Annotated in this window: 27 protein-coding genes and 1 other RNA gene; 15 read left to right on the top strand and 13 right to left on the bottom strand. The window is 62.5% G+C overall.

Annotated features, from left to right (window positions below; translation table 11 throughout):
* Positions 1–12: 12 nt before the first annotated feature.
* On the bottom strand, positions 13–447 hold the full coding sequence (locus AYK65_RS10445; protein ID WP_026617741.1) for an anthrone oxygenase family protein: 435 nt from the start codon (positions 445–447) through the stop codon (positions 13–15).
* Between the two features lie 472 nt (positions 448–919).
* Between AYK65_RS10445 and AYK65_RS10440 the strand changes: the two genes are divergently transcribed.
* Positions 920–2,326: an FAD-binding oxidoreductase gene (locus AYK65_RS10440; protein ID WP_046118885.1), complete on the top strand. Its 1,407-nt coding sequence runs from the start codon at positions 920–922 to the stop codon at positions 2,324–2,326.
* Between the two features lie 64 nt (positions 2,327–2,390).
* Positions 2,391–6,149: an AsmA family protein gene (locus AYK65_RS10435; protein ID WP_139793165.1), complete on the top strand. Its 3,759-nt coding sequence runs from the start codon at positions 2,391–2,393 to the stop codon at positions 6,147–6,149.
* 33 nt (positions 6,150–6,182) lie between these two features.
* On the opposite strand, the gene AYK65_RS10430 is transcribed toward AYK65_RS10435, so the two are convergent.
* From AYK65_RS10430 to ssrA, 4 genes are all read right to left on the bottom strand, one after another.
* A complete protein-coding gene (locus tag AYK65_RS10430; RefSeq protein WP_081158311.1) occupies positions 6,183–6,419 on the bottom strand; it encodes a ribbon-helix-helix domain-containing protein in 237 nt (78 codons plus the stop codon).
* Positions 6,420–6,564: 145 nt separating this feature from the next.
* On the bottom strand, positions 6,565–6,795 hold the full coding sequence (locus tag AYK65_RS10425; RefSeq protein WP_081158310.1) for a DUF4169 family protein: 231 nt from the start codon (positions 6,793–6,795) through the stop codon (positions 6,565–6,567).
* A gap of 22 nt (positions 6,796–6,817) precedes the next feature.
* The gene (locus AYK65_RS10420) at positions 6,818–7,336 is read right to left on the bottom strand and encodes an SspB family protein (RefSeq protein WP_026617736.1); all 519 of its coding nucleotides are present in this window, start codon (positions 7,334–7,336) and stop codon (positions 6,818–6,820) included.
* 205 nt (positions 7,337–7,541) lie between these two features.
* Positions 7,542–7,903: a transfer-messenger RNA gene (ssrA, locus tag AYK65_RS10415) on the bottom strand.
* Between the two features lie 154 nt (positions 7,904–8,057).
* Here ssrA and AYK65_RS10410 point away from each other — a divergent pair.
* Entirely contained in the window at positions 8,058–8,366 is a 309-nt protein-coding gene (locus AYK65_RS10410; protein ID WP_046118887.1) for a DUF2853 family protein, read from the top strand.
* 214 nt (positions 8,367–8,580) lie between these two features.
* Here AYK65_RS10410 and AYK65_RS10405 read toward each other — a convergent pair whose 3' ends face one another.
* Entirely contained in the window at positions 8,581–9,027 is a 447-nt protein-coding gene (locus AYK65_RS10405) for a DUF2267 domain-containing protein (protein WP_026617734.1), read from the bottom strand.
* A gap of 227 nt (positions 9,028–9,254) precedes the next feature.
* Here AYK65_RS10405 and AYK65_RS10400 point away from each other — a divergent pair, with 227 nt between their 5' ends.
* From AYK65_RS10400 to AYK65_RS10350, 11 genes are all read left to right on the top strand, one after another.
* Positions 9,255–9,461: a hypothetical protein gene (locus tag AYK65_RS10400; RefSeq protein WP_026621656.1), complete on the top strand. Its 207-nt coding sequence runs from the start codon at positions 9,255–9,257 to the stop codon at positions 9,459–9,461.
* Positions 9,462–9,472: 11 nt separating this feature from the next.
* On the top strand, positions 9,473–9,718 hold the full coding sequence (locus AYK65_RS10395; protein WP_081158309.1) for a hypothetical protein: 246 nt from the start codon (positions 9,473–9,475) through the stop codon (positions 9,716–9,718).
* Between the two features lie 41 nt (positions 9,719–9,759).
* On the top strand, positions 9,760–9,978 hold the full coding sequence (locus tag AYK65_RS10390; RefSeq protein ID WP_046118889.1) for a hypothetical protein: 219 nt from the start codon (positions 9,760–9,762) through the stop codon (positions 9,976–9,978).
* 199 nt (positions 9,979–10,177) lie between these two features.
* Complete coding sequence (locus tag AYK65_RS10385) at positions 10,178–10,972, top strand: thymidylate synthase (protein WP_081158308.1); 795 nt, start codon at positions 10,178–10,180, stop codon at positions 10,970–10,972.
* A 147-nt stretch (positions 10,973–11,119) separates the two neighbouring features.
* Positions 11,120–11,725, top strand: a complete 606-nt coding sequence (locus AYK65_RS10380; protein WP_046120731.1) for a glutathione S-transferase family protein — start codon at positions 11,120–11,122, stop codon at positions 11,723–11,725.
* Positions 11,718–12,257 (top strand): dihydrofolate reductase, encoded by a 540-nt coding sequence (locus tag AYK65_RS10375; RefSeq protein ID WP_026617728.1) that lies wholly within the window; start codon positions 11,718–11,720, stop codon positions 12,255–12,257. Before AYK65_RS10380 ends, AYK65_RS10375 begins: the two co-directional genes overlap by 8 nt.
* Before the next feature lie 203 nt (positions 12,258–12,460).
* On the top strand, positions 12,461–13,546 hold the full coding sequence (gene hflK / locus AYK65_RS10370; protein ID WP_026617727.1) for an FtsH protease activity modulator HflK: 1,086 nt from the start codon (positions 12,461–12,463) through the stop codon (positions 13,544–13,546).
* Positions 13,543–14,475 carry a protease modulator HflC gene (hflC, locus tag AYK65_RS10365; protein ID WP_026617726.1) on the top strand — a complete coding sequence of 311 codons (933 nt, stop codon included), beginning with the start codon at positions 13,543–13,545 and terminating at the stop codon, positions 14,473–14,475. The genes hflK and hflC overlap by 4 nt, the downstream gene beginning before the upstream one ends.
* A gap of 7 nt (positions 14,476–14,482) precedes the next feature.
* Complete coding sequence (locus AYK65_RS10360; protein ID WP_026617725.1) at positions 14,483–14,668, top strand: DUF2065 domain-containing protein; 186 nt, start codon at positions 14,483–14,485, stop codon at positions 14,666–14,668.
* A gap of 6 nt (positions 14,669–14,674) precedes the next feature.
* Positions 14,675–15,061: an ACT domain-containing protein gene (locus AYK65_RS10355; protein WP_026617724.1), complete on the top strand. Its 387-nt coding sequence runs from the start codon at positions 14,675–14,677 to the stop codon at positions 15,059–15,061.
* Positions 15,062–15,301: 240 nt separating this feature from the next.
* Positions 15,302–16,804 carry a Do family serine endopeptidase gene (locus AYK65_RS10350; RefSeq protein WP_081158307.1) on the top strand — a complete coding sequence of 501 codons (1,503 nt, stop codon included), beginning with the start codon at positions 15,302–15,304 and terminating at the stop codon, positions 16,802–16,804.
* Between the two features lie 25 nt (positions 16,805–16,829).
* Here AYK65_RS10350 and AYK65_RS10345 read toward each other — a convergent pair whose 3' ends face one another.
* Genes AYK65_RS10345 through serB form a run of 3 tightly spaced genes read right to left on the bottom strand, consistent with a single transcriptional unit; the run spans position 16,830 to position 18,994 of the window.
* Complete coding sequence (locus AYK65_RS10345; protein ID WP_081158306.1) at positions 16,830–17,468, bottom strand: alpha/beta hydrolase; 639 nt, start codon at positions 17,466–17,468, stop codon at positions 16,830–16,832.
* A 33-nt stretch (positions 17,469–17,501) separates the two neighbouring features.
* Positions 17,502–18,110, bottom strand: a complete 609-nt coding sequence (locus AYK65_RS10340) for a GNAT family N-acetyltransferase (protein ID WP_081158305.1) — start codon at positions 18,108–18,110, stop codon at positions 17,502–17,504.
* Complete coding sequence (gene serB, locus AYK65_RS10335) at positions 18,107–18,994, bottom strand: phosphoserine phosphatase SerB (RefSeq protein ID WP_081158304.1); 888 nt, start codon at positions 18,992–18,994, stop codon at positions 18,107–18,109. The genes AYK65_RS10340 and serB overlap by 4 nt, the downstream gene beginning before the upstream one ends.
* A gap of 1 nt (position 18,995) precedes the next feature.
* On the opposite strand from serB, the gene miaA reads away from it, so the two are divergent.
* A complete protein-coding gene (miaA, locus tag AYK65_RS10330; RefSeq protein WP_420810242.1) occupies positions 18,996–19,904 on the top strand; it encodes a tRNA (adenosine(37)-N6)-dimethylallyltransferase MiaA in 909 nt (302 codons plus the stop codon).
* 7 nt (positions 19,905–19,911) lie between these two features.
* Here miaA and AYK65_RS10325 read toward each other — a convergent pair whose 3' ends face one another.
* The 4 genes from AYK65_RS10325 to AYK65_RS10315 form a co-directional block, all read right to left on the bottom strand.
* On the bottom strand, positions 19,912–20,343 hold the full coding sequence (locus AYK65_RS10325; protein ID WP_139793164.1) for a nuclear transport factor 2 family protein: 432 nt from the start codon (positions 20,341–20,343) through the stop codon (positions 19,912–19,914).
* A 27-nt stretch (positions 20,344–20,370) separates the two neighbouring features.
* Positions 20,371–20,508 carry a VOC family protein gene (locus AYK65_RS31615; protein WP_139015899.1) on the bottom strand — a complete coding sequence of 46 codons (138 nt, stop codon included), beginning with the start codon at positions 20,506–20,508 and terminating at the stop codon, positions 20,371–20,373.
* Positions 20,509–20,589: 81 nt separating this feature from the next.
* Positions 20,590–22,134 (bottom strand): MBL fold metallo-hydrolase, encoded by a 1,545-nt coding sequence (locus AYK65_RS10320; protein ID WP_081158303.1) that lies wholly within the window; start codon positions 22,132–22,134, stop codon positions 20,590–20,592.
* Positions 22,135–22,182: 48 nt separating this feature from the next.
* Complete coding sequence (locus AYK65_RS10315) at positions 22,183–24,318, bottom strand: gluzincin family metallopeptidase (RefSeq protein WP_052728669.1); 2,136 nt, start codon at positions 24,316–24,318, stop codon at positions 22,183–22,185.
* Positions 24,319–24,528 lie beyond the last annotated feature (210 nt).

The following is a 24,528-nucleotide window of genomic DNA, read 5'->3' as shown; positions in this document are numbered from 1 at the left end:
CGGCGCCGGTGCTCAAACCCCATCGGCGGCAGCGATGAGGTAGATCGCGGTGGCGGCAGCGCCGAGAGCACTGCGGCCGGCGTGGAGTTTGCCCCAGCGCGCAATCAACTCGCGGGTCTCCGCGTTCGCCTGGTCCGGCTGTGTCGTCTCCAGCCGCTCGTTGATGGGCATGATGATGTAGAGCGTATAGGGCCAGTTCAAGATGATGACCGCTGCCCCCAAGCCCCAGAGCGGATTGCCCGTCTGCCACCAGGCCGCCGCACCGAGGAGGCAGGAAATGATGGCAAGAGGCGCCTGCATTTCAAAGCCGCGCCGGTAGGCAGGCCCCCATTCGCGGAGCGCTGCGCCGCCGTCCAAGCTAAGCCGCGCCGGCTGTTCAGCCACGTTGATGTAAATGGCAGCGCCGAAGAAAATTGACGCCGTGATCAAAGCAAGCAGCCCGAACATGCGACGTTCTCCCGTTTCTCGACATCATACTCCATAAGCCCGCAAACAAAAGCTGCATTCTCCTGCGCATTCCGGCGTTCGTGACGCCCGGGCGATTCCGTCGACTTGTGACAAGCCGGTATCACCGACGGTGATTTCACGCGGCGCGGCGATCGCAGACGACTTGAACTTCTGGACAAAGTGATTCCGATTTGCACAGTAGCGCCTTGAATTGTAAGCGCTTCCCACTCGGTCGGGAGATGTGCTCCTGTCTTGCATCTGCTGGACGCGTGCGGGGGGAGGCGGCTTGCCGATGGCGACGGATCGATCCGGCTCGGCCACCATGTCCGATTTCGGCCGCTCGTTCCGGCTTGCGATACAGCCTTAATTCGGGTTCGAATTGGGGATAAATTATGCGGACGTTCAGAACGTTACGACGATTTCCGGGTGTTGACGAAGACGCTCGCGGCGAGATTGAGAAGGGGCGTTTTTCGTGGCGTTGAATGCAATCAAGGCGGGCGTCAGGAACGAGAGCGGCATCGCCGCGGTCAAGACGCTTCTGGCGGCGCGCTTCGCAGATCGATTCCAGACGGGCGCGGCGATCCGCGCCCAGCACGCCAACACGACAACCTACATTCCCGCGCAACTGCCGGACGCGGTCGTCTTCCCGGAAAATGCTGCCGAGGTGCGCGAAATCGTCGAACTCGCCAGCACACACCGGGTGCCGCTCATCGCCTTCGGGGCGGGATCGTCGCTCGAAGGCCACGTCAACGCGCCTCATGGCGGCATTTCGGTCGACATGATGCGGATGAACCGCGTGCTCGCCGTCAATGCGGAGGATCTGGACTGCACGGTCGAGCCCGGCGTGACACGGGAGGAGCTCAACACCTATCTGCGCGACACCGGGCTCTTCTTTCCGATCGACCCTGGCGCGAACGCCTCGATTGGCGGCATGACCTCGACGCGGGCGTCCGGCACCAATGCGGTGCGCTACGGTACGATGAAGGAAAACGTGCTCGCCGTGACGGCGGTCGTCGCCGGAGGGCGCGAGATCAAGACCGCCCATCGGGCACGCAAGTCGTCGGCCGGCTACGACCTGACGCGGCTCTTCGTCGGTGCCGAAGGCACGCTCGGCATCATCACTTCGATCACGTTGCGCCTCCAGGGCATCCCGGAGGTGATTTCCGGCGGCGTCTGCCCGTTTCCGACGATTGCCGATGCGTGCAACGCCGTGATCCTGACGATCCAGTCCGGCATTCCGGTCGCACGCATCGAGTTGCTCGATGCACTGCAGATGAAGGCTTGTAACGCCTATTCCGGCTTGAGCTACGAGGAAACGCCAACGCTATTCGTCGAGTTTCACGGCAGCGCGGAAAGCGTCGAGCTGCAATCGCGCCAGTTCGCCGAAATAGCGTCGGAATTCGGGTCTACAGGTTTCATCTGGACGACCAATCCGGAAGAGCGGGCGCAACTCTGGAAGGCGCGGCACAACGCCTATTGGGCACAGAAGAGCCTGATGCCCGGGCGGGCCATCCTCGCCACCGATGTCTGCGTGCCGATCTCGCGGCTTGCCGATTGTGTCTCGGCAACGCACGAGGACATCGCGCAGCACGGATTGATCGCACCGATCGTCGGCCACGCCGGCGACGGCAATTTTCATGTCGGGCTGCTTTTCGACGACAAGGATGCGGCCGATGTGGCGCGGGCGGAGGCCTTCGTCGAGCGGCTGAATGCGCGGGCGCTGTCGATGGACGGCACCTGCACGGGGGAACACGGGATCGGGCAGGGCAAGATGCCGTTTCTCGCGGCCGAGCTCGGCGATGCGCTGGATCTGATGCGACAGATCAAGCGTTCTCTCGATCCGGACGACATCTTCAATCCAGGCAAGATTTTTGCCTGACGCCGGCAGAATGGGTCCTACCCGCAAAGCAGAGGCGCGAACGAACTGATGGGAATGTGACACGGTGCTGGCGCGAATCCTGGTTACTATCGGCGGGCTGCTGGTTGCTGCGCTGTTTGCGGCGCTGATCGCACCGTTGTTCATCGACTGGACCAGCTTCCGCAACGACTTCGAGCGCGAGGCGAGCCGCATCATGGGCAAGCCGGTGGTCGTGCATGGCAGCGTCGACGCGCGGCTCATTCCCTTTCCGACGGTCACGCTCAACGACGTGCGTGTCGGAGCGACGGACGGCGGACCGCCGCTGATCCAGGTAGCGCAATTTTCGATGAGTGCGGAGCTCGCGCCCTTCCTGAGCGGCGAGGCGCTGATCTTCGACATGCGGCTCGACCGGCCAAAGGCAAGACTCCGGCTGCAGCCGGACGGCACGCTCGACTGGGCGCGGGGGCCCCGCTCGGCAATACCCGCCAAGACGGTCGTCCTGGAGAAGGTCGAGATCGTCGACGGAGAGATCGAGTTCGTGGATGAGCAGACGGGGCGCACGCGCCGCGTCACCGATCTTTCGGCAGCCCTTTCAGCGCGCTCGTTGGCCGGACCCTGGAAGATCGAGGGACGTGCGGCGCTCGACGGGGAGGCGGGCAGCTTCTCCTTTGCCAGCAATGCAGTCGACGAAGAGGGAGCACTGAGCCTCCGGGCGCGGCTGACGCCGGATAAGCGGCCATTCGGCGTCGAGCTCGACGGCGATCTCAAGGTCGTCGACTTCAGGCCTGTCTATGGCGGCCGCTTCACGCTCACGGAAAACCGGCCTGAAAGCGAAGCCAAAGCCGGCGCGCTGCGGATCAACGGCCAGTTCCAGCTCACCAACGAAAGCATCCGCGTGCCGGAATACCATTTCGAGATAGGCCCTCCGGATGATCCCTACATCGTCACGGGCGAGGCGACGCTAGACACCGGCAAAGACCAGACGTTCCTGTTGATCGCCGATGGCCAGCAGATCGATGTCAGCCGCATCGGCAATTCCGGCAGCGGCGGGAAGACGGGCCGCAATCCGGCCATTTCGCTCCGCCAAAGGGTGGAAGCGATGATGGCGATCGCCGCCGATATTCCCATTCCGCAGGTGCCGGGCCGCGCAAGCCTGAAGCTTCCGGCGATCGTGATCGGCGACACGACGGTGCGCGACGTGCGCCTCGATGTCCGGCCCGACGGTGCCGGCTGGATCGTCGAAAATGCCGTGGCGCTTCTGCCAGGCCGTACGCAACTGGAGACCAAGGGCCGGCTGAACCTCAAAGGCCAGCGATCCTTCCGCGGCGACGTGCTCGTTGCGTCCAACCAGCCCTCGGGTCTCGCGAATTGGCTGGCGGGGTCGGTCGATCCCGCGATCCGCAAGCTGAAGACGGCGGGGTTCGCGGCAAGCGTCAACCTTACGGACACGCTGCAGCAATTTGAAAGCCTGGAGGTGGCGGCTGGTCCAGCGACGCTGAAGGGCCGCATCGAACGCCAGTCCTTCGCAGAGCAGCAACCCAGCCTGTCGCTGCAACTCAAGGGTAACCGCATCGATCTGGAGGCGCTGCGGGCGCTGGCGGGCCTCATCGCCGGCGACGCGTCGACCGGCACATTGCTGCAGCACGCCATCGCTGCGGACATTTCGGCCGAAACGTTTCTGGCCTTCGGCGAGGAAGCGAGCGACGTACAGGCCGTGCTGACCATGAAGAACGGTCAATTACAGGCGGAGCGGGTGGCGATCGGCGCTCTTTCGGGGGCTCAGCTCGCCTTCTCCGGTCGGATGAGCGGAGAGCTCGACAAGCCGGTGGTCTCGGCGAAGATGAAGCTGGCCGCCAAGGAACTCACGCCCTTCCTGGAAATGATCGGAAGGCATACGGCCGGCCACCCGGGCCTGGCGCGGCTCATCAAGGCAGGCCCTTATTTCGCCGATGCGGCATTGGACGTGACCCTGACGGCGGGTAGCAAAGAAGGCAACGCGCCCGTCACCTTCGGTGTGATCGGTACCGCCAACGGCGGCAAGATCGCGGCGAGCTACCAGGCGCCGGATATCGGCCAGGCGCTTGCCGGCCGGGGCATGCTGCTCGACGCCACGCTCGAAAATCCGCAGACATCCGTCCTCCTCGGACAGGCAGGCCTCGATCCGCTGCCGTTCGACGCGGACGCCAACGGGATCCTGGCCGTCAAGCTGCAAAGTACGGAGGGCTCGAAGGCCAACGGAACGCTGACCTTCACCACGGAGAAGACGTCGCTCGGCGCCGAGGGTGTCGTCGATCTCTCGCGTGAGCGCTATCTCGAAGGGCAGGGAAAGCTGACGCTGAAGAGCGAGGACCTGGAGCCTTATCTGCTGATGCAGGGCATAGGCCTGCCACAGATGGGCAGCGGGTTGCCTGTGACGCTCTCGGCCGAAATCGCCAGCGATCCGGACAAGGTCTCGATCTCCGCCGTCGAGGGAAAGGCTGACCAGAACAGTTTCACCGGCGCGCTCTCGATCGACCGCAAGGTCCCCGGGAAGGCCGAGGGCGAGCTCGCCTTCGATGCACTCGATCTTGGCTGGCTCGGCGAAGGTATCCTGGGGCAGGTTCAGGATCCGGCGGCCGGCGGGCTGTCGCGGGCGCCGGTGGTGCAGCCGGCCTGGACGGGTCTCGATGTGGCACTGAACGTGACGGCGAAGCGTTTCTGGCCCGGCGCTTACGGGCCGGTGACCGGCTTTGCCGGCAAGCTGGAATGGAAGGGGGACGAACTCACACTCAACGAAGCGAGCGGAGATTGGCTGGGCGGCAAGCTTCAGGGCCGGCTACAGCTCGGCAACGCCAACGGTTCGGGTTTCCTCCGCTCACGTTTCGATCTCAAGGGCGGCGATCTGGGCGCGGCAGGTTGGAGCCGCGCGAACGGTCCCGTGGCGACGGGTCGCTTCGATCTGGCCGTGGCGATGGAGGCCTCCGGCGCCACACCCCAGGCAATGGCTCAATCGGCGAGCGGCTCGGGCACCGCCACCTTCAACGGCGTGACGCTCAACGGCATCAACACTGCGGCATTGCCGCAACTGATGGCCGCCGCCGATGCGATGAAGACGGAGATCTCGCCGGAGGCGATCCAGCAGGCTGTCGAGAGGGTTCTCTTTACCGGACAGTCGGTCGTCGGCGCCGTGAAGGTGCCCTTCAGCATAGCCGGTGGCACCGTCAGGGCGCAGAACGTAACTGCGGGTGACGGCAACGCGGCGTTCGGCGGCGAGGCATCCTTCGATCTGCCTGCCGCCCGGATGAGTGGCGCGATCGATCTGACGTTCCGGCCGGGAGAAGAGGCCCTCGCGGGCGCCGAACCGCGTGTCCGCTTCAGTTACGCCGGGCTGCTTGCGGCGCCGGGGGTCACGGTCGATGTGACGGACTTGTCGAATTTCCTGTCGCTCAGAGCCTTCGAGCGAGAACGGCGGCGCGTGGAAACGCTGCAAGCGAATGTGCTTGAAAAGCAGCGCCTGCGCCGTGAGGCGGCGCTTTATCGGGCGCGCGCAGCCGCTCGGGAGCTCGAGCGGCTGCGCGCGATTGTCGAAGACCGCCGGCGTCAGGCCGCCGCGGTCGAGGCTGCGCGGATGAAGGCCGAGGCAGAGGCCCGCGCAGCGGCCGAGCGTCGCGCCGCGGAGGAGGAGCGTCTGCGCATGCGGCAGCTTCCGCGCAGCGTCGGAAGACAGCAGGCGCCTGTTGCGCCACCACAGAGCATGCAGGGCAGCGGCCCGTCTCCGGGGGGCAATACGACTGGTCAAAATGTCGGCCCGCCCTCTGGGCCGAGCCTGAATTTCGACGTGCTGCCCGACATCACCGTGCAGTAACGCTACTGCATGTTTCCTTAAATCGTGTCCGGCTCAGGACGGAGCTTCGCCATCGGCGCGCGCCTTAACCCAGGCGAGAACATAGACGCGCAAGGCCGAGGAGAGGTTCCCGTCAGGGCCGCGGCCGTCATCGACTTCGGCAATCAGCCGGGCGAGCGGTATGCCGCGGTCCTTGGCGATTGCCTTCAGCTCCCGCCAGAACGGCTCCTCAAGCGTGAAGCTGGTGCGGTGTCCGTGCAATGTCGCCGAGTGCTTGACGATTTTTTCCATCCTCGCAAACCGATTCAAGCAGTTGGCATTCCGATTCCCGAAATGGCACTAAGTTCTTGCCTCGGAATCACTTTCGGGGGCTGGGGCTGGAGCAGGATCGTCCGGAAGCTTGCGCGGTCTGCCGCCAGCATTCCTGCAAAATCGATCACGGCTTCTTGCGGTCGGGAAAGCCTTCGCGCGGCGCTGCAGTGCCCGGTGATTTCTCCAGCCGGCCCTGATCGAGTGCCTTCGCGGCCTTTTCGTTCAGGGCTTTCGTCAGCGCCTTCTCGGCCTTGCTGCGGCCGAAAGCGGTACGGTTCTGCTCGGCCTGCTTCTCTTTGTCGGCCCGGGTCTGCTTCTTGCGGAACTGACGCAGATTGATGACGTCGCCGCTCATGGCCCCGTACCTCTCCGGGCGCTTAGTTCTTCTTGCGGAAGGAATCGAGTGAGACGACGGAGGCGCCGCCGCCCTTCGGACCACCCTCCGGCTTTTCGGAACTCTTGTCCTCCAGCGCATCGTCGTCTTCGCTGAGCGGATAGGCTGTGATTTCCGCCGATTCAGCCTCTTCATCCTCACCGGCTGGAACATCGAACTCCAGCTCGAAATTGACCGAGGGATCGTAGAAACCGCGAATCGCATTGAAGGGGATCACCAGCTTCTCCGGCGTGTCCGAGAACGAGAGACCGATTTCGAAGCCGGTCTCGGTGACCTTCAAATCCCAGAACTGATGCTGGACGACGATCGTCATCTGCTCCGGATACTTAGCCTTGAGATGCTGCGAGAGGCGTACGCCGGGAGCGCCGGTCAGGAAGGTAATGAAGAAATGGTGGTCACCGGGCAGATGGCCCGTGGCGGCGACTTCGGCCAACACCTTGCGAATGACGCCCCGAAGCGCGTCCTGCGCCAGAATGTCGTAGCGTATGTGGTCCTGGCCCATATGATCCCCGTTCTCTTCAAAGTCATTGTCTTGCATGATTCTCCGACCGGAAATCCATTCGGGAAAATCACGCAGCGATTCAAGGCGCTACACGAGACTTGCGTCTCCAAGGATGAGCGGCGCCATCGTCTGCTCTTTCATTGCCCGTCCGTTTATGACGAGTCAATTATCGAGCATCTATAGACCATTTCACGACAGGGGAGAAGGTGAAGGCTTCTGTTGCCAGGTGCCTTCGGACCCCGCCTTACGGTGCTACCCGGAAGGACTTGATTTGAAGTGCCGCACCGCCGTTAGGCAGCGAGACGTGCTTCAGCATAGTTGTCGTTTGCAACTATTAGTTTAGCCCGATAACGGTGGTACAATGCCGAGCAAAAGGTCGATCTTTACACCCTTGTCGATCCTATTTCGCCCCCATCAAAAGCCGGCCGCGCTTCAGGGCCGGTTTTTGGTGGAGGCGCCGGGTACCGCCCCCGGGTCCAATGGGTTTATTGCATCGCCAGTTTATCGCCATAGCCGCCCGAAAGCGGCATCCGTCATATAGGTGCTTCCGGTGCCCAAGAAAAGGGCCATCGACAGAGAAAGTGAGGATATGTGTCAGGCTGAGGCGGTCCGCCTCAAAACGCCTTGACATGCAAGAGAAGCGTGAAAAGACTTCGGTTGCTGCACGCAATTCGCGAGGAAGGGCGGCAGCTTTTCGGAGCAAGTGCAAAGTGGAGGCATCATGAGCGATTATCTCGCAGACGTGCAGAAATACGACAGCGCCGCCGACGAAGCAGTTGTCAACAAGATCGTGCGCCATCTTGGCATAGCGCTTCGCAACAAGGATTCCGCCCTCGTTTCCGCGTCGGACCCCAAGGAACTCGAGCGCGTCAAGGAAAAATGGTGCGAGAAGAAGCTCGGCGTAGATGGGGTTGAGGCGGATGCGGCGATTGCGGCGGCCGCCCAGGCGATGGCGGATGATCGCTCGAAATCGCGCGTGACCTTCTACTATCTGGTCGCCAAGAATCTCGGCAAGCTTCAGGCGCTTTGATCGAGGCGCGATCAGTTATGTTTCCGGCTGGCGCCGTGCGCCGGCCGGGACAAGCTTCACAGTTTCCCCGAAGAAACATGCGACGAGGCGTGGGTGCCGGTCTCTCGGATGCTTGGGCGAGGGAGCCCAAGTGTCTGCTGCCGCCGTTGAAGGGAGCCTCGGCCGCTCTCACTCTTCTACGGGGCAGGCGAAGTCATCTTCACGGCCTCTCTCTCTATCCGCTTGCGCCAACGCTGTCGGGCCAAAGAGCCCGGATTTCTTTCGGTAAGGTGTCGCGTACTTTTTTCGTCTGGCCAAGATCGACGTGCCGCGCCAGCACCTGGAAGACTGCTTTCGCCGCCTCGGTCGGGTTGACCGGCCGCGTATTCTTCAGTCCGTCCGCGATCGTGGCGAGAAACTCGTCGAGTGAGCGGGTTGCCTTATCCGGCTGATGGTTGGGGCGGTATTGATCGTAATAGGCGCCTCGAACGAGCAGGGGTAGTTCCGCGCCGAGATGGGCGGCGACTTCCGGGGGGAGCCTGTCCCGCAACGCCCGCAGCACGACATTCAGAATGTGCCACGCCACTTTTCGGTCGGGCCCGTGATGCTCCATGATTTCGCCGAGCCAGATATTGGTCGTTTGTAGGGTTTTGTCGAAGACGTCGAGACCTGTCGCGCTCATGGTCACCTCCCTGGTGTTTTGCTGGAACGTTCGATCTGATTCAATAAGGCCTAACAATCGTCCGCCGAGATTGTTTCCCTTCTGTCGAACAAGCGCGTCTCTCGTCACCACCTGCAGCAATCGGACCCATTACGGAACATTCGCGGCTGGGTGCGGTTAACCGGGAGAACGACGACTGACCGTCAAGCGGGGGGCGCCAGCAATTCAAAAGCGCAGGAGGAAGCTCGATGACCTCATCAAAGCATCCGAAGACACGCCATCCCAGTGACAAGGACCTGAAGCAGGACCCCGGGATCGGCCGTAGCAAAGGCATCAAAGGACCGTCCGATTACGAACTCCTGAAACGCGGCAACACCATCGAAGGTGACGTTGCGAACGACGTAACCGCTCAGGGCGGCGCGAACCCGCGCCAGCGGGGTCGGACGAACAAATAGGAGCAAAGGCAATGGTCGGCAGAAAGACGCAAGAGCAGCAGCGGCGCATAATCCAGGGCCGCGAGGATACGTCGAATGCGGACAAGGATTTCAATGCCGAGGCGGACCTGCATCGTTCCGAGGCATTGCGGAGGGCCCAGCGCAAGGGTCGGAGCCTCGACACCGAGCACAGCGACGCGCGCGAGAGCGATGACGATCGCAGCATGCCGCGCGGCAAAAATCAGGAAAGCAGACACCACAAGGGTGCTGAAAACTGAACGTCCCACCCAGCCATAGAGACAGCCGAAGGAGACGGACCATGGCTCACGCCAGTCGCAAGAACGTCGGGAAACCGGACAAGGGCAAGGGTTCTGGAAGCGGCGCCCAGACGGAAGTGAAGCAGGGCGTTTTGGGCGAAAACGACGTCCTTTCCAACCGGGACAAAGCGCAGCATTCCGATACGCGCGGCCTGGATGAAAGGGCGGTGAGAAACGAACAATATCAGGACCACGCCGCCAACCGGCGTCCTTCGAAGTGATCGCCGCCGGCAATTCCGCAGCCGCCGAGGTGCTGCACAGGAACGCCTGGGTTCGGGGCTGTATCCGCAGTGCGCCATCATCGGTGGCGGCGCACACCTTCACGGCGCATCAATCTGTAGGAAAACGCATCCGGACCATTGGTTCGCGCGTCGGTTCGACCTATTTTTGAGCGGACAAACGAATCGGCGGCGAACAAGTATGCGGCAATATCTCGATCTCCTTGAACATGTGATGACAACGGGAACCGACCGCGGCGACCGCACCGGCACCGGCACACGCTCCGTCTTCGGTTATCAGATGCGTTTCGACCTTTCGAAGGGCTTCCCAGTGCTGACCACCAAGAAGCTGCATCTGCGGTCGATCATCCACGAACTGCTGTGGTTTCTGAAAGGCGATACGAATATCGCCTACCTCAAGGAGAACGGTGTCAGCATCTGGGACGAATGGGCGGACGAAAAGGGCGAACTCGGGCCCGTCTACGGCTATCAGTGGCGATCCTGGCCGACGCCCGACGGCGGCCATATCGACCAGATCGCAGCGCTTATCGAGGGCTTGAAAACCAACCCGAACTCCCGCCGTCATATCGTTTCGGCGTGGAATCCAGCGCTTGTCGACGAAATGGCGCTGCCGCCCTGCCACTGCCTTTTCCAGTTCTACGTGGCGGACGGCAAGCTCTCCTGCCAGCTCTATCAGCGTTCTGCTGATATCTTCCTCGGCGTACCTTTCAACATCGCCTCCTACGCCTTGCTGACGATGATGGTGGCGCAGGTGACGGGGCTCAAAGCCGGCGATTTCGTCCACACGCTCGGTGACGCGCATATCTATCACAACCACTTCGAGCAGGCGCGGCTGCAGCTCGAGAGAACGCCGAATGCGCTGCCGAGAATGGAGATCAATCCGGCGGTCAAGGATATATTTTCCTTTAAATTCGAGGACTTTCAGCTCGTCGGCTACGAAGCCGATTCACATATCAAGGCGCCGGTCGCGGTTTGATCGCGAGCCGGATGCCTGCGAAATCCGGGCCTCGAGTGGATTTGCCAAAGGCAGCCCATATGTTTGCAATCAAGAAGCGGAGTCTGGCTCGTTCGGAAGAGCCATGCTTCGGATAACCGGCCGTAGCCGGGATGACGGGAGGTTTTGATGCTGACGTTGATCCATGCGCCCTTGTCGCGCTCGTCGCGAATTATCTGGCTGCTCGAGGAACTCGGCGCCGAATACGAAATCCGCTACGTCGATATCCGCCGCTGGGACGGATCCGGCGGACCGGACGAAAACAATCCGCATCCCCACAAGCAGGTACCGGCGCTTCTGCATGATGGAACGCTGATCTGGGAATCGGCCGCCGTCGTGCAGTATCTCACGGATCTCTTTCCGGACTGCAGTCTCGGGCGGCCGCCGGGCCATCCTGAGCGCGGCGCCTATCTTTCCTGGCTTGCCTATTACGCGGGCGTAATCGAACCGACGGCGCTTGCCCATATTTCCGGCGTCACGGTCAACAATCCAGCGCTGGCGAGGCTCTATACCGAAATGTGCGCGCATGTGATCGATGTGCTGACGCGCCAGCCCTTTCTCATCGGCGAAAAGATGAGCGGGGCCGACCTTTTGCTCGCGAGCGCGCTGCAATGGATGCGCAAGATACTGCCGGAAAGCGAGGTCATCGACCGCTACATTCGCGTCGTGACCGACCGCCCCGCGCTCGCGCGGGCGCGGGAGATCGACAGCAAGCCGAGCGGCTTCCATGACTGAAGCGAGGATCGGACCGAAGCTCGTCATCGTCGTCGCGGTTGCGACCAACGGCGTGATTGGCCGCGAAGGCGACCTGCCGTGGCGGCTTTCGACCGATCTCAAGCGCTTCAAGGCGCTGACGATCGGCAAACCGGTCATCATGGGGCGGAAAACCTGGGCTTCTCTCGGCCGGCCACTGCCCGGCCGGCCGAACATCGTCGTCAGCCGCAACCCCGACTTCATCGCCGAAGGCGCCGAGGTCGCGCCCTCGCTCGAGGCGGCGCTCGAGATCGCGCGGCGGCATGCGGCGGCGATCGCGGCAGACGAAATCTGCATCATCGGCGGCGGCGAAATCTACCGTCAGTCGATCGGCATGGCCGATGTGCTCCACGTCACTGAAGTGCAGGCGGATGTGGAGGGCGATACCCGCTTTCCGGCCATCGACCCGGCCGTGTTCGAAAAGGTGCTGGAGGAGGACCTGCCGCGTGGCGAGAAGGATAGCCATGCGATGCATTTCGTGACCTGGCGACGAAAAGACCGGCCGGGTCGCTGAAAGCCCCAGGATATTTTCCGCTCTCATCCCTCTGTCGCTTACCGGCAGGGCATGAGCGCCAACTATTTTAACGCATTTACCGTGAACTCGGCCGTATCGCGTTGAAAGCAATGAGGATGATACCTATAACGGGTTTCACATCGTGACCGGCCGCAATGCTTGCGGGGCGTTCAGCGAGAGAGTTCCTTTGAAGTGAGGTTTTGATGCCCTGGAGCAATCAGAATGGCGGCGGCGGCCCTTGGGGCGGCGGCGGCAATCAGGGGCCATGGGGCCAGGGGCCCAATCGGCCGCGCGGCGGAAGAGGTGGTCCGCCGGATCTCGAAGAGATCATCCGGCGCGGCCAGGATCAGTTGAAGAACGTAGTGCCGGGAGGCTTCAACGGTGGCGTATTCGTCATCGTCGGCCTGCTGATCCTCGGTTTCATCCTGCTCAATTCGATCTACACAGTTCAGCCCGATGAACGCGGCGTCGAGATGCGCTTCGGCAAGCCGAAGGAAGAGATCTCCATGCCCGGTCTCCACTACCACTTCTGGCCATTCGAGACGGTCGAGTTCGTCAAGGTGACTGAGCAGCAGCAGAATATCGGCGGTCGCGTCGGCGGCCAGTCCAACGCCGGGCTGATGCTGTCCGGGGACCAGAACATCGTCAACGTCCAGTTCTCGGTTCTCTTCTCCGTCACCGACCCGAAGGCCTATCTCTTCAACGTCGAGAATCCAGCCAACACGCTGCAGCAGGTTGCCGAAAGCGCGATGCGCGAGGTCGTCGGCCGGCGTCCGGCCCAGGACATCTTCCGTGACAATCGCCAGGCGATCGCCGCGGACGTGAAGAATACGATTCAGGCGACGATGGACAGCTATGGTGCCGGCATCTCGGTCAACACGGTTGCCATTGAGGATGCCGCGCCGCCGCGCGAAGTCGCCGATGCGTTCGATGAGGTGCAGCGCGCCGAACAGGACGAGGACCGCTTCGTCGAGGAAGCCAACCAGTACGCGAACCAGGTGCTCGGCAAGGCACGCGGCCAGGGTGCGCAGATCCGTGAAGAGGCGGCCGCCTACAAGGATCGCGTCGTCAAGGAAGCCCAGGGTGAGGCGCAGCGCTTCATCTCGGTCTATGACGCCTATTCCAAGGCGCCCGAGGTCACGCGCAGGCGGCTTTATCTCGAAACGATGCAGGATGTTCTCGGCAAGTCGAAGAAGGTCATTCTCGACGAGAAGAACGGCCAGGGCGTGCTGCCCTACCTGCCGCTCACGGAAATCGGCAGGCCCGCGCAGTCGGGAGGTACCCAATGATCAACAATCGCAGTTCAATCATCCTGATCGTCTTGGCCGCGGTGCTGGTCATCATCTATTCGTCGGTGTTCGTGGTCAACGAGCGTCAGCAGGCAATCGTCGTGCGCTTCGGCGAGATCCGCGCCGTCAAGACGGAGCCGGGCCTTTATTTCAAGCTTCCTTTCGCCTTCATGGACGCAGACCGCGTGCAATATGTCGAGGACCAGGCGCTTCGCTTCGATCTCGACAATATCCGCGTGCAGGTCTCCGGCGGCAAGTTCTACGAGGTTGATGCCTTCGTGGTCTACCGGATCGCGGACGCCCGTCGCTTCCGCGAAACGGTCTCGGGCGATCGCGAGTCGGCCGAAGCGCGCCTTCGCACGCGTCTCGATGCTTCGCTTCGCCGCGTCTACGGCCTCAGGGGCTTCGAGGCGGCTCTTTCGGATGAGCGCGCGTCGATGATGCGCGAGGTGCGGACCGACCTTAGGGCAGACGCTGAATCGCTGGGCCTGAATATCGAGGACGTGCGGATCCGTCGCACCGATCTGACCCAGGAAGTTTCGCAGCAAACCTTCGACCGGATGAAGGCTGAACGTCTCGCCGAAGCCGAACTGATCCGCGCACGCGGTAACGAAGAGGGCCAGCGCCGCCGCGCCATTGCCGATCGCCAGGTGGTGGAGATCATCGCGGAGGCCCAGCGTGATTCGGAAATCCTTCGAGGCGAGGGCGAGGCTGAGCGGACGGGGATTTTTGCCGACGCCTTCACGCGTGATCCGGGCTTCTTCGAATTCTACCGCTCGATGGCAGCCTACACGCAGTCGATCGGTAATCCGGACACAACCGTGGTGCTGTCGCCGCATTCGGAATTCTTCCGTTATTTCAACAGCGCAGATGGGGCGACGCCACCGGCACCGCCAGCCGCGCCAACGACGCCTGCGACCGGAGATTGAGCGGACGATGTCCGATTTCCTGACCGGGTTTGCATTTTTCCTGATCATCGAGGGGCTGGTGTACGCACTGGCCCCTTTGGTTCTTGTAGAATTGGCGAAGCGTTTGCCGTATGTCCCTGAGCATCAGCTCCGAATGGCCGGATTGACATCGGTGGCCGTTGGCGTCGGACTAGTTTGGTTGCTTCGAGGATAATGCGAAATGCCACATAAACTGCTGATCCGGTTGGTCGATGCCGAATATGCGATTACCCGCCTGAACATCGGGTCCGCTATTCCGGAATGGCTGCCCGGGCCGGGGTTCTGGACGGTGTCGAGTTCCCGCGAGGAGATGACGCTCGTCTGTCGCGCCGCCCGCGTCCCCTCAAGCGTGCAGAGTTCCCTCGGCTGGCGCTGCTTGCGTATCGAGCAGCATTTCAGCTTCGACGTTCCGGGCGTCCTCTCGTCGGTCCTGCGGCCGCTTTCGGAGGCGGGGGTCGGTGTCTTTGCCAATTCAACCTTCAGCACCGACTATGTCTTCGTCGCCGGCTTCGATCTTGAAAAGGCGGTGCAGGCGCTGAAGGAGCACGGACACGAAATCATCCCTTGAATGCTGCGGCGGCAGCGTCTCAGCCGATCAGGAAATCGTGTCTGGACGCTTCGGAATTCCGCCGTATCTTCAAGGGAAAAGTCGTCTGTTGCACGGGCCGCCGCTACCGCAGGGTTCCTTGATGGGAATCGCCCGAACGGCCGGCATATTTCGCTGCGGCGAAGCAATGATCGTGCGATAATCCTTGGCTGCCATAGCCGTATCGGCGTGATGCAAAGGAAATGATAGGAGCCTAGCGACTTGTCAAAACGACCCGAAATCTTCCGCGGCATCGTGCTGGGTGCCGCGACGGCACTGCTCTTCTCCAACACCGCACTTGCCGAGACAGCGACCTCGTTGCCGCCGGCCGGTCCACCGTCCGTCGCCGAACTCGCGGAAGGTCTCCTCGATGCTGTGGTCAACATATCGATCTCGCAGAACGTCAAGAGCGACGACGACAATGCACCGATGCCGCAGGTGCCGGAGGGCTCGCCGCATCAGGAATTCTTCGACGAATTCTTCAGAGGGCAGGGAGAGGGTGGTCGTCCGCGTACGGTCAATTCGCTCGGCTCCGGTTTCGTGATCGATCCGACCGGCTACATCGTTACCAACAACCACGTCATCCAGGACGCGGACGACATCGAGATCAACTTCTCCGACGGCACGAAGCTCAAAGCAAAGCTTGTCGGCACGGATACGAAGACCGATCTCGCCGTCCTGAAGGTCGAGCCGAAGAAGCCGCTCAAGGCAGTTTCCTTCGGCGATTCGCGCAACATCAGGATCGGCGACTGGGTGATGGTCGTCGGCAACCCCTTCGGCCTCGGCGTCTCCGTTTCCGTCGGCGTCGTTTCGGCCCGCGGCCGCAACATCAATGCCGGCCCCTATGACAGCTTCATCCAGACGGATGCCGCGATCAACCGCGGCAACTCGGGTGGACCGCTGTTCAACATGAAGGGCGAGGTCATCGGCATCAATACGGCGATCCTTTCGCAGACCGGCATGTCGGTCGGCATCGGCTTTGCCGTGCCGACGGAGCTCGCCGTCAACGTCGTCAACCAGCTCAAGGAATTCGGCGAGACGCGGCGCGGCTGGCTCGGCGTACGCATCCAGCCGGTTACGGACGATATCGCCGAGAGCCTCAAGATGGAGATGCCGCGCGGCGCCCTCGTCTCGGGTATCATCGAAGGCGGGCCGATCACGAAAGGCGAGATCAAGCCGGGCGACGTCATCATCCGCTTCGACGGAATGGATGTCGCGGAAATTCGTGATCTCATGCGCGCCGTCGGCGAAAGTCCGGTGGGCAAGGCGGTTGATGTCGTCATCATCCGCGATGGCACGGAGCAGACGGTTCGCGTGACGCTCGGCCGCCTCGAGGATGGCGAGCACCTTGCCGCCAGGCAGACCCAGCAGCCGAACGGCGAAGGCGCCAAGCCGGGCGAACCGCCGGCCGCACAATTGCCCGCGAGCGATACCGTGCTCGGCATGAAACTCGCGGTGCTCGACGCCGACCGCCGCAAGAGCTTCGGCATTGCAGAGGCGGTCAAAGGCGTCGTCGTCACCGAAGTCCAGCCCAACTCGCCCGCTGCCGAACGTCGGCTCGAGGCCGGCGACGTCATCGTCGAAGTCGGCCAGGAGGCGATGACAACGCCGGAGGACATCACTGCGCGTGTCGAGGAACTGAAGGCGGACGGACGCCGCAACGCCCTCCTGATGATCGCCAGCAAGACCGGCGAGCTGCGTTTCGTGACGGTGCGGATGGAGTAAGGCGCCGGTCGCTTTTGTGTACGGCTCAAACGCGTCTGAGGCGGCGGAACCGCTCTGCGAACCACTCCTTGGAAAGGGATCGGTCCAAGCCTGTTTGCTCCCATCCGTGTGCGGCATTCAGCTCATGGTAGCTCACGTCGGCCTGGGCGACCCTGAACTGGTCGACGAGCACCTGCGCGTCGCCCTTCTTCCGCCGTTCATTTGCACCTGCCAGGATGAGTACGGGATAGTGCTGGAGATTGGGAAATGGTGTCTGCGGATCGGGCGATTGCGGTCGCAGCAGAATTGCGCCGGACGTGAACTCCCTTCGACGGCAAACGACGGCGGCGGCTATGATCGCGCCGTTCGAATAGCCCGCGAGGATCGGAGGTTGGGCGAAGCCATACCTTTTCGATATTGCATCCAAGAAGACGCAAAGCCTTTCACTGCCAGTTGCCAGTTCGGCATAGTTCAGGCTGCGATCGGGATTGCGTCGAAAGAAAGTGAAACCTTGCTCCCATGCGATTGGGCCACGAACAGAAAAGCAGGTGGAACGGGGAGCGATATGTTGCGCGAAGTCCGTCCAATCCGTCTCCCTTCCGCCGCTGCCGTGAAGTAGAACGACCGGGGGCACGTCGGAATTCTTTGCGGTAAGGTCGAAGTCAAAGCCTTCCAAATGCAGCATGGCGCCATCCGATTCTCGCGTACGCCTATTAAACTACACGCGTTCTCGCGGAGTCTTCAGGCTGTACACCGGAGAGCGCACATCGGCGTAGCGCTTCCACTCCTCCGCCTTTACCGCGTAGACCACATGGCGCTTTAGATGCGGATGCGTCTCCGGCACGCGCGGGTGATCGAAGTCGCGGGTGGGGTCCGGACGCAGGCCGATGCGCTTCATGACGGTGATCGAGCGGGTGTTTGCCGGGACGGCGAAGGAGACGATCTCGGCAAGCTTCCTTTGAGCGAAGCCGTGCTCGAGAAGGGCGAGCGCCGCCTCGGTCACGTAGCCCTTGCCCCAATAAGGCACCGCGAGGCGCCAGCCGATCTCGATCGTGCCATTCGGCAGATGCGGCTCGAGGTCGGTGCGTGCCAATCCGCAAAAGCCAAGGGGCCCGTCGCTCTCGCGAAGCGCGAGCGCGAAGAAACCGAAACCGGTCTCGCGAATGTCGCGGTTGTTGCGGTCGAACAGAGCATCGGCCTCCGCACGGCTGCGGCGGTGCGGGAAGAATTCCATGACCTTCGGATCGCTGTTGATCTCGGCGAAGAGATCGCGATCGCTCTCGCGCCAGGCGCGAATTACGAGCCGCTCCGTTTCGCAGATGATCACGTCACGAAATCCGTCTTGCGATAGCCCTGCAGGTAAAGGAGGGCAGTGAGGTCACCATGATCGATGCGGATCTTGGCCTGTTCCGCGACGACGGGCTTGGCGTGCAGGGCGATACCGCTGCCCGCAAGCTGCAGCATGCCGAGGTCATTGGCGCCGTCCCCGACGGCGATTACCTCGGCCGTCGAGATACCCAGTCTCTTGGAAATATCAAGCAGCGCATCGATCTTGGCCTGCTTGCCGAGGATCGGATGGGCGACTTCCCCGGTCAACGTCCCGTCGTTTTCGATGAGCACATTGGCGCGATTCTCGTCGAAGCCGAGCTTCTCGGAGATGGGGCCAGTGAAGACGGTGAAGCCGCCGGAGACGAGGGCGGTGTAATAGCCCTTCGCCCTCATGGTGGCGATCAGTTCGCGGCCGCCGGCCGTGAGCGTGATGCGCCTTGCGATGACGTCGCTGATGACGGTGGTGGGCAGGCCCTTCAGGAGCGCTACGCGTTCTATGAGCGCTGGCTCAAAGGCGATCTCGCCGTTCATGGCGCGCGCGGTGATCGCGGCCACCTTTTCCTTGAGGCCGACCTCGGCGGCGAGTTCGTCGATGCATTCCTGACCGATCATGGTCGAATCCATGTCGGCGATCAGAAACTTCTTGCGGCGCGTCTCAGCATCCTGCACGGCGACGTCGATCGCCGCACCGTTTAAGGCCGCCCGCAGCTTCGCTTCGGCTTCGCCGGCATCGGTGCCGTCCGCCAGCGCGATGTCGCAGGCAATGCCGTCGGCAAGCCAATAGAGGCCGGAGGCTTTCACCGCCTCGGCCGCCGCCTCCGCCAAGGATGGCGTCAGAACAGGATTTGACGGATTGGCGATAAGCGTGGCAACGAGAGCCATGATGCGAGACCTTGAACGAGATATGGACGCGATCCTGATAACCGGGCCGACCGCCAGCGGCAAGTCCGCGCTTGCGGTGAAGCTCGCCCGTCGGCACGGCGGCGTGGTGATCAACGCTGACAGCATGCAGGTCTACGGCACGCTGAGGGTCTTGACGGCACGCCCGGACGAGGCGGACATGGAGGGCATCGAGCACTTCCTCTACGGTCATGTGCCGGCGGGGCAGCCCTATTCGACCGGCGCGTGGCTGCGCGAGGCGGAGGCGCTAGTCATGAGATTGCGCGGAGAGGGACGGTTGCCCGTCTTCGTCGGCGGCACCGGTCTCTACTTCAAGGCGCTGACGGGCGGCCTTTCGGACATGCCGGATATACCCGCGCCAATCCGCGCGCGGCTGCGCGAGCGGCTGAAAGAGATGGGGCCCGAGCCGCTTCATGCCGAACTTGCAGCCCGCGATGCGGAAACGGCCGCCCAACTGCGGCCGGGCGACGGACAACGGATCGTACGGGCGCTGGAAGTGATCGAAGCGACGGGCAAGCCCATCCGGCTCTTTCAGAAAGCCCGAGGCCCGATGATCGTCGATCCTGACCGGGCTCAGAAGATCGTCGTGTTGCCGGATCGTAAGCTTCTCCATAGCCGCATCGACCGCCGCTTCGAGGCGATGCTTGCAAGCGGCGCGGTGGAGGAGGTGCGCGCGCTCCTTGCGCTCAAGCTCTCTCCGGAGATGCCGGTGATGAAAGCGATCGGCGTCCAGCAGATCGCCGCGATGCTGAGGGGCGAGCTGAGCGAGGCGGAGGTGATCGCGACCGGGGCCGCGGCGACGCGCCAATATGCCAAGCGCCAGATGACCTGGTTCCGCAATCAGCTCGACGAAAGCTGGCGGCGAATCGAGAACCCGAACGAACTGATGTAGTTAACGCTCAACTGATGCCATGCTCCTTCAGCACGGCCTCCTCGTCGCCGCTGATCCAGCCGAAGATTTTCGGCTCGCCGTCGCGCATCTGGACGAGGTAGTGGACCTCGAAATCGATGGTGACGTCCGGACGGTCCTTCACGTCGTAGATGGGGCGCCAATCGACGCGGACGAGGAAATGGAGTGCGTCGATCGGCGTGATGCTCGTCTTGCGGATTCTCAGTTCCTTGGTGCCGATTGCGCGGTAGCGGGCATAGCCGCTTTCCATCGATGCTTTCAGGTTCTCGTCGTTCTTGCCCGTCATCACTCCGGCCGGGGAGGCGGCTATGAAATCCGAGGCAAAGGCGAAGGTCGTCGCGCCGACATCCATTTCACCGGCGAGCACCCGATTGGCCATGCTTTCGTAGCGCTCGAAAAAGCGCCGGAGTGTTTCTTCCATGTTTGTCTTCCCGATTTCGACCCCTGGTCAAAACGCCTGCGGCGGTCGCCGGTTCCGCAGGATCAAGGGGTCGGCGTCAGAATCGGAAAACAGCGACACGTAGAAATTCACCGCCGCCTCGGCATCGCCTTCGAACATGAGGAAGGGTCTTACGCTTGTTGCCATGGCCTGGCTTCTCCCGGTTTCAAGCAGCACAGCCGATGATTTACAGGCGAAACCGAGCCGTTTTGAGGAGGGGCGCTCATGTCACGCGAGCGCATCCGGAATCGTGTATTCGAAGAAGAGATCGCGCTCCACGCGACTGAACTTTTCCCATTCGGCGGCGCTGACGTCCTCGGGCCTTTCCACGTGGTCAACGTCGCTGCGGAAGACGCGGCCGCGGGCTTTTTGCTTCAGTCTCGTCTCAATGGAGCGGCGTGGGTGCTCCCAGTTCTTTTCCTGTTTTGCCCAGCCAGGGTTGGCGGGAATCACGGCGACGAAATCGTTCTTGAAAGCACCCTGTGCTAGCCAGGAGATATTGGGGTAGTCCGCATCGACGCTGCCGTCGAGTGTTGCGTTGTGGCTGCCGTGATGACCGGCCTTGTAGAAGACTGTACGGCCGAGAAGCTCCCGCGCGGTGACCGTTCTGCCGCCGACGGTCCAATTCAGCGGCGCCCAGGATATCCAGTTGCCGCGTTGGGCGTCGCCGGTGAAGAGCAGTACCTTGCCGGTCAACGGAAGTTCGATAGCGATGACGAGACTGGTATTGTTCACCTCGTTGTTCAACCGCAGCGCCAGCGATTCGGAGCCTGCCAGCCATTCATTGTCGATCTGCCGCCAAGCCTGCGCGAAGCCGCGTTTTCCCTTCGCGCCGTAGCGGCTGGTGAAGAATGTTTTCATGAAGGGATCATGGCCTTTCTCGACATCGCGGCGCGACATGCCGAAGCGCGGATCGAAGCTGCGCGGAGCATCTTCCGGTTCGCCGACCATCGTTGCCGTCAGGAGACTGAGCGTGAGGCTGTCCGTCAAGAGCTCGAAGGCTTCCTCGCCCCGCGGCTCCAGTGAAAGCAGCAGCTCGACATCGCGCGGGGGGCCAAGCGCATAGACACGCACGCCGTCGACGCCCTTGAGCATGTAGGGTTCGCGGTCGGGCCGCAGGAAAAGCGGCTCGCCTTCGATCCTGTCGCGCAGATATTTGATCGCACGCTTGTTGGTGATCCCCTCAATTGCGAGTTCGGCCTGCTCTCGGGCCGAGAGCGCCGGATGGCGCTTGCGGATCTTCTCCAGCCGCTTGCGAAGCTCGTCGGCGGCATCCTCGCCGGTCTCAAAGGAGAGGAGGTCGCGCAGCATGGCGCGCTGTGGCGATTGCGCCGCGAGGCCGGCGCGATCCAGCCGCTCGTCTGCGCCCATCAGCGCCAGCAGCGTGTCGTGAAAATGAGCGCGAACGGCGTTGGCCAAGTCGTCTTCGCCATCCTCCGTCCAGGCAAGCCAGAGTTCGCCGATCTCGATCGCGTCGAAGCACGGCTTTCCCGTCTCGGGATCCTTCTTCGCGAAACCGTTGACGTGGTCCATGTGCTCATGCGTGACGAGCACGACGTCGAGCCGATTGCCCGTCGCCTTCGCAATGTCCGCGATCACCTTATCGATCGTCTGTTCCGGCTTGATCTCGGAATTCGTCCACAGGCCGCAATCGATCAGCATGTAGAAGGCAGAACCGTCCGTCTTGCGCGTCGCGAGCAGGAAGCAGTCGCCGTGTCCCTGCCGATACATGCGCACGGTGATGCCGGACTCGGGTGCCTGCATTCTCGGCATTTCCTTCTCCTCGACTCGATTCGAGCCATCCACTTTCGGGAGGATGCCTTAGCCCTGCTGCCGGTGGAGGTGAGCGAAGACCTCGGGCCGGACCGCCCTGACGCCGCTTGTCGCAAAGGCGTTCTCACGACCGGCTGCCTGCTTTCTCAGATATGCCCGCATCCGCTCCAGTTCCGCGTCGTCGCAAATATCGCCGGGAGTGCGGATCACGCGCCGGATCTCGAACGTGTCGGCATCGATGAGCAGGGTGCAGCCGCGGCGAAAATAGAAATCATGGGGGCGTTTCGGTGCCTTGCCCTTGTCCGCGGCCTCCTGATCCTTCGGATCCAGATAGGCTTCCCGGGTTTGCGTCAGCTCGACCACGTACTCGCGCTCGAATTGATCGCGCTTGCCGCGGCGCGCGGCCATCCGAACGCTGTGCACCTCGATGGCGGGGGCGTCGACGATCCTGCTGCGCCGAACGGTTGCCGGCGCTTCGGCGTCGGTCCGGATGCCGATCACCTGGCGCAGCGGCGCGCTCTTGGCCTCGGTGACGAGGCCCCAGAAGAGCCGGCCGTAGAGGTCGCGCGCCAGCCATTCCACCCGGCGGTCCGCCTCCAGGCCAAGTTCGAGAAGGTTGCGGGCAAGAATTTCCCGGACGGATGCCCTTGGTCGTCGCGCCTTTTCCGGCAGCCGGTCGCCCATCGCCTTGTTCATCTCCTCGAAGATTTCCTGCGCCGTCTTGTCGAGGCCTTCCAGGAACCGCTGGCCCTCGCTGCCGCGGAAATCGCTGCGCGTCTTCAGCTCGTCGATCATATCGAGCGGGCGGGAGAGCAGATAGCCGACAGCGCTCTTGAGCCCCGCGATGTCCGGGACGCTCGCTTCATAGTCGGCGGCGGCCTCGGGCATGGTCGGCCAGAGAAGGGTCTCGACCGAGACGATCGGCAGGTCGCGGGGCACGATGCCCCAGGCAAGGAAGGCCTCCATAAGGGCCACGCGGTAGTTGTGCTCATCCTCCGGATAAAGATCGTGATCGGCGGTAATGATGGCGCGCAGATAGTCGCCGAAGGTGACATCCACCGGCGGGCAGTAGTCGAGCGCGCGGATGCACATCAGCAGGATGTGCCGGGCCGACTTCGCCGCCTCCTGCGCCAGCCGGTTGACGAGGTCCGGATGCAGCTCGCCCTCGGGCAGGATGCCGGTGCCGCTGGAGGCGATGCGCAGGAGATCGGCGATACGGGATCGATAGATCGACAGGAACGCCCGGAAGACGGCGGCGACCAGAATGGCGCCGCGGGCATGCACTTCCTCCGTCCGGCGGAGCACCTTAGGATCGGGCGCGTGGGCGCGCCAGACGCCATCCTTCACACCGCCGAGCGCATCGCGCAGCGCAGCGCCACGGCCGAGCACCTGGCCAAATTCCTGGGCGAGCTGGCCTAGCAGGTTCTGGCTTTCGAGATCGCCGCGCGTGCGCGCGATCTGGTCCTTCAGCACCTCCGGAAAGGAGAAATGCTGGAAGATCGCGACGATATCCGCGAAGGCCTCGTGCAGCGCCAGCACATCGGGATTGGTCGCCTCGATGAAACGCGGGTGCATGCCGTCGAGGAGCGCGTGCGACGTCTCATGGGCGATGATGTCGTGCGAGAGACAGGTGAAGACGATCGTCCCGGCGGGCGCGCCGGATTGACCCTCGCCGGCCTGGAAATAGCCGAAGAGCAGGGCCTTCTTCGCGGGACTGTAATAAGCGTTCGCATCACGCAGACCGTGCGGATAGATGCGTAGCCGCTGCACATATTCCGGATTGATCCACTTGCCCTTCTCGTCGTGGTCGCGGGGCGCCCAGAGGGCGACCCGGCCGAGGGCGCTCTCGAAGTTGACAATCGTGTTCATCGCCACGGCGTAGGTCATCTGCTGGTGAAACTGCGGGTTCCACTCAGCCGGCTTCAGGCCGTCTTCGGCAAGGAGCGCGGGATCGTGCAGATTGACCGGCGCATAGACGAGGTCGAGCGAAGGGTCGAAGTCGATCACTTCCACATATTCGCCGACGGGGCCGACAAAGGGGACGCCGGGATCGATCTTGTCCATTTCCCAAGGGATGGCGACGGTCACCTCGTTCAGCGGCAGCGTCTCGTGGCGGCGCCCCATGCTCGGGTCGAACGCGAAAATCCTGAGCTTGCGCGGAGGCATTGTCGACATAACGGACATGAAGTTCCTCCCCGGGGGACTGTCGCTACTGCCTGCCTGGTCAATGTGTCCTTGTGCTGCGCCGATCATGGTCCGCGAGATTTACAGCAGAAAGGATTCGTCCGCGTGACTGCATTGTCAACTCCCGATTGTGCGAGGCTTCGAGGCCTTCTCGATGGGAGTCGTTCACGGCGCGCCGTGGCTGGATTGCTGTGCTTGTCACAGGAATTA

The organism is Ensifer aridi, assembly GCF_002078505.1.
GTDB classification, from domain to species: Bacteria; Pseudomonadota; Alphaproteobacteria; order Rhizobiales; family Rhizobiaceae; genus Sinorhizobium; species Sinorhizobium aridi.
Note: the sequence above shows the minus strand (reverse complement) of the source record. Positions and strands in the feature narration are given on the sequence as shown.

What these genes read in the sequence shown, in the direction of transcription:
- hflC (WP_026617726.1), top strand. Translation starts at nt 13,543, where the DNA reads ATGATCAACAATCGCAGTTCAATCATCCTGATCGTCTTGGCCGCGGTG.
- AYK65_RS10355 (WP_026617724.1), top strand. Translation starts at nt 14,675, where the DNA reads ATGCCACATAAACTGCTGATCCGGTTGGTCGATGCCGAATATGCGATT.
- AYK65_RS10425 (WP_081158310.1), bottom strand. Translation starts at nt 6,795, where the DNA reads ATGAGCGGCGACGTCATCAATCTGCGTCAGTTCCGCAAGAAGCAGACC.
- AYK65_RS10390 (WP_046118889.1), top strand. Translation starts at nt 9,760, where the DNA reads ATGGCTCACGCCAGTCGCAAGAACGTCGGGAAACCGGACAAGGGCAAG.
- AYK65_RS10445 (WP_026617741.1), bottom strand. Translation starts at nt 447, where the DNA reads ATGTTCGGGCTGCTTGCTTTGATCACGGCGTCAATTTTCTTCGGCGCT.
- serB (WP_081158304.1), bottom strand. Translation starts at nt 18,994, where the DNA reads ATGGCTCTCGTTGCCACGCTTATCGCCAATCCGTCAAATCCTGTTCTG.
- AYK65_RS10420 (WP_026617736.1), bottom strand. Translation starts at nt 7,336, where the DNA reads ATGGGCCAGGACCACATACGCTACGACATTCTGGCGCAGGACGCGCTT.
- AYK65_RS10375 (WP_026617728.1), top strand. Translation starts at nt 11,718, where the DNA reads ATGACTGAAGCGAGGATCGGACCGAAGCTCGTCATCGTCGTCGCGGTT.
- AYK65_RS10400 (WP_026621656.1), top strand. Translation starts at nt 9,255, where the DNA reads ATGACCTCATCAAAGCATCCGAAGACACGCCATCCCAGTGACAAGGAC.
- AYK65_RS10385 (WP_081158308.1), top strand. Translation starts at nt 10,178, where the DNA reads ATGCGGCAATATCTCGATCTCCTTGAACATGTGATGACAACGGGAACC.
- miaA (WP_420810242.1), top strand. Translation starts at nt 18,996, where the DNA reads ATGCGAGACCTTGAACGAGATATGGACGCGATCCTGATAACCGGGCCG.
- AYK65_RS10430 (WP_081158311.1), bottom strand. Translation starts at nt 6,419, where the DNA reads ATGGAAAAAATCGTCAAGCACTCGGCGACATTGCACGGACACCGCACC.
- AYK65_RS10320 (WP_081158303.1), bottom strand. Translation starts at nt 22,134, where the DNA reads ATGCCGAGAATGCAGGCACCCGAGTCCGGCATCACCGTGCGCATGTAT.
- AYK65_RS10315 (WP_052728669.1), bottom strand. Translation starts at nt 24,318, where the DNA reads ATGTCCGTTATGTCGACAATGCCTCCGCGCAAGCTCAGGATTTTCGCG.
- hflK (WP_026617727.1), top strand. Translation starts at nt 12,461, where the DNA reads ATGCCCTGGAGCAATCAGAATGGCGGCGGCGGCCCTTGGGGCGGCGGC.
- AYK65_RS10395 (WP_081158309.1), top strand. Translation starts at nt 9,473, where the DNA reads ATGGTCGGCAGAAAGACGCAAGAGCAGCAGCGGCGCATAATCCAGGGC.
- AYK65_RS10410 (WP_046118887.1), top strand. Translation starts at nt 8,058, where the DNA reads ATGAGCGATTATCTCGCAGACGTGCAGAAATACGACAGCGCCGCCGAC.
- AYK65_RS10345 (WP_081158306.1), bottom strand. Translation starts at nt 17,468, where the DNA reads ATGCTGCATTTGGAAGGCTTTGACTTCGACCTTACCGCAAAGAATTCC.
- AYK65_RS31615 (WP_139015899.1), bottom strand. Translation starts at nt 20,508, where the DNA reads ATGGCAACAAGCGTAAGACCCTTCCTCATGTTCGAAGGCGATGCCGAG.
- AYK65_RS10360 (WP_026617725.1), top strand. Translation starts at nt 14,483, where the DNA reads ATGTCCGATTTCCTGACCGGGTTTGCATTTTTCCTGATCATCGAGGGG.
- AYK65_RS10405 (WP_026617734.1), bottom strand. Translation starts at nt 9,027, where the DNA reads ATGAGCGCGACAGGTCTCGACGTCTTCGACAAAACCCTACAAACGACC.
- AYK65_RS10380 (WP_046120731.1), top strand. Translation starts at nt 11,120, where the DNA reads ATGCTGACGTTGATCCATGCGCCCTTGTCGCGCTCGTCGCGAATTATC.
- AYK65_RS10325 (WP_139793164.1), bottom strand. Translation starts at nt 20,343, where the DNA reads ATGGAAGAAACACTCCGGCGCTTTTTCGAGCGCTACGAAAGCATGGCC.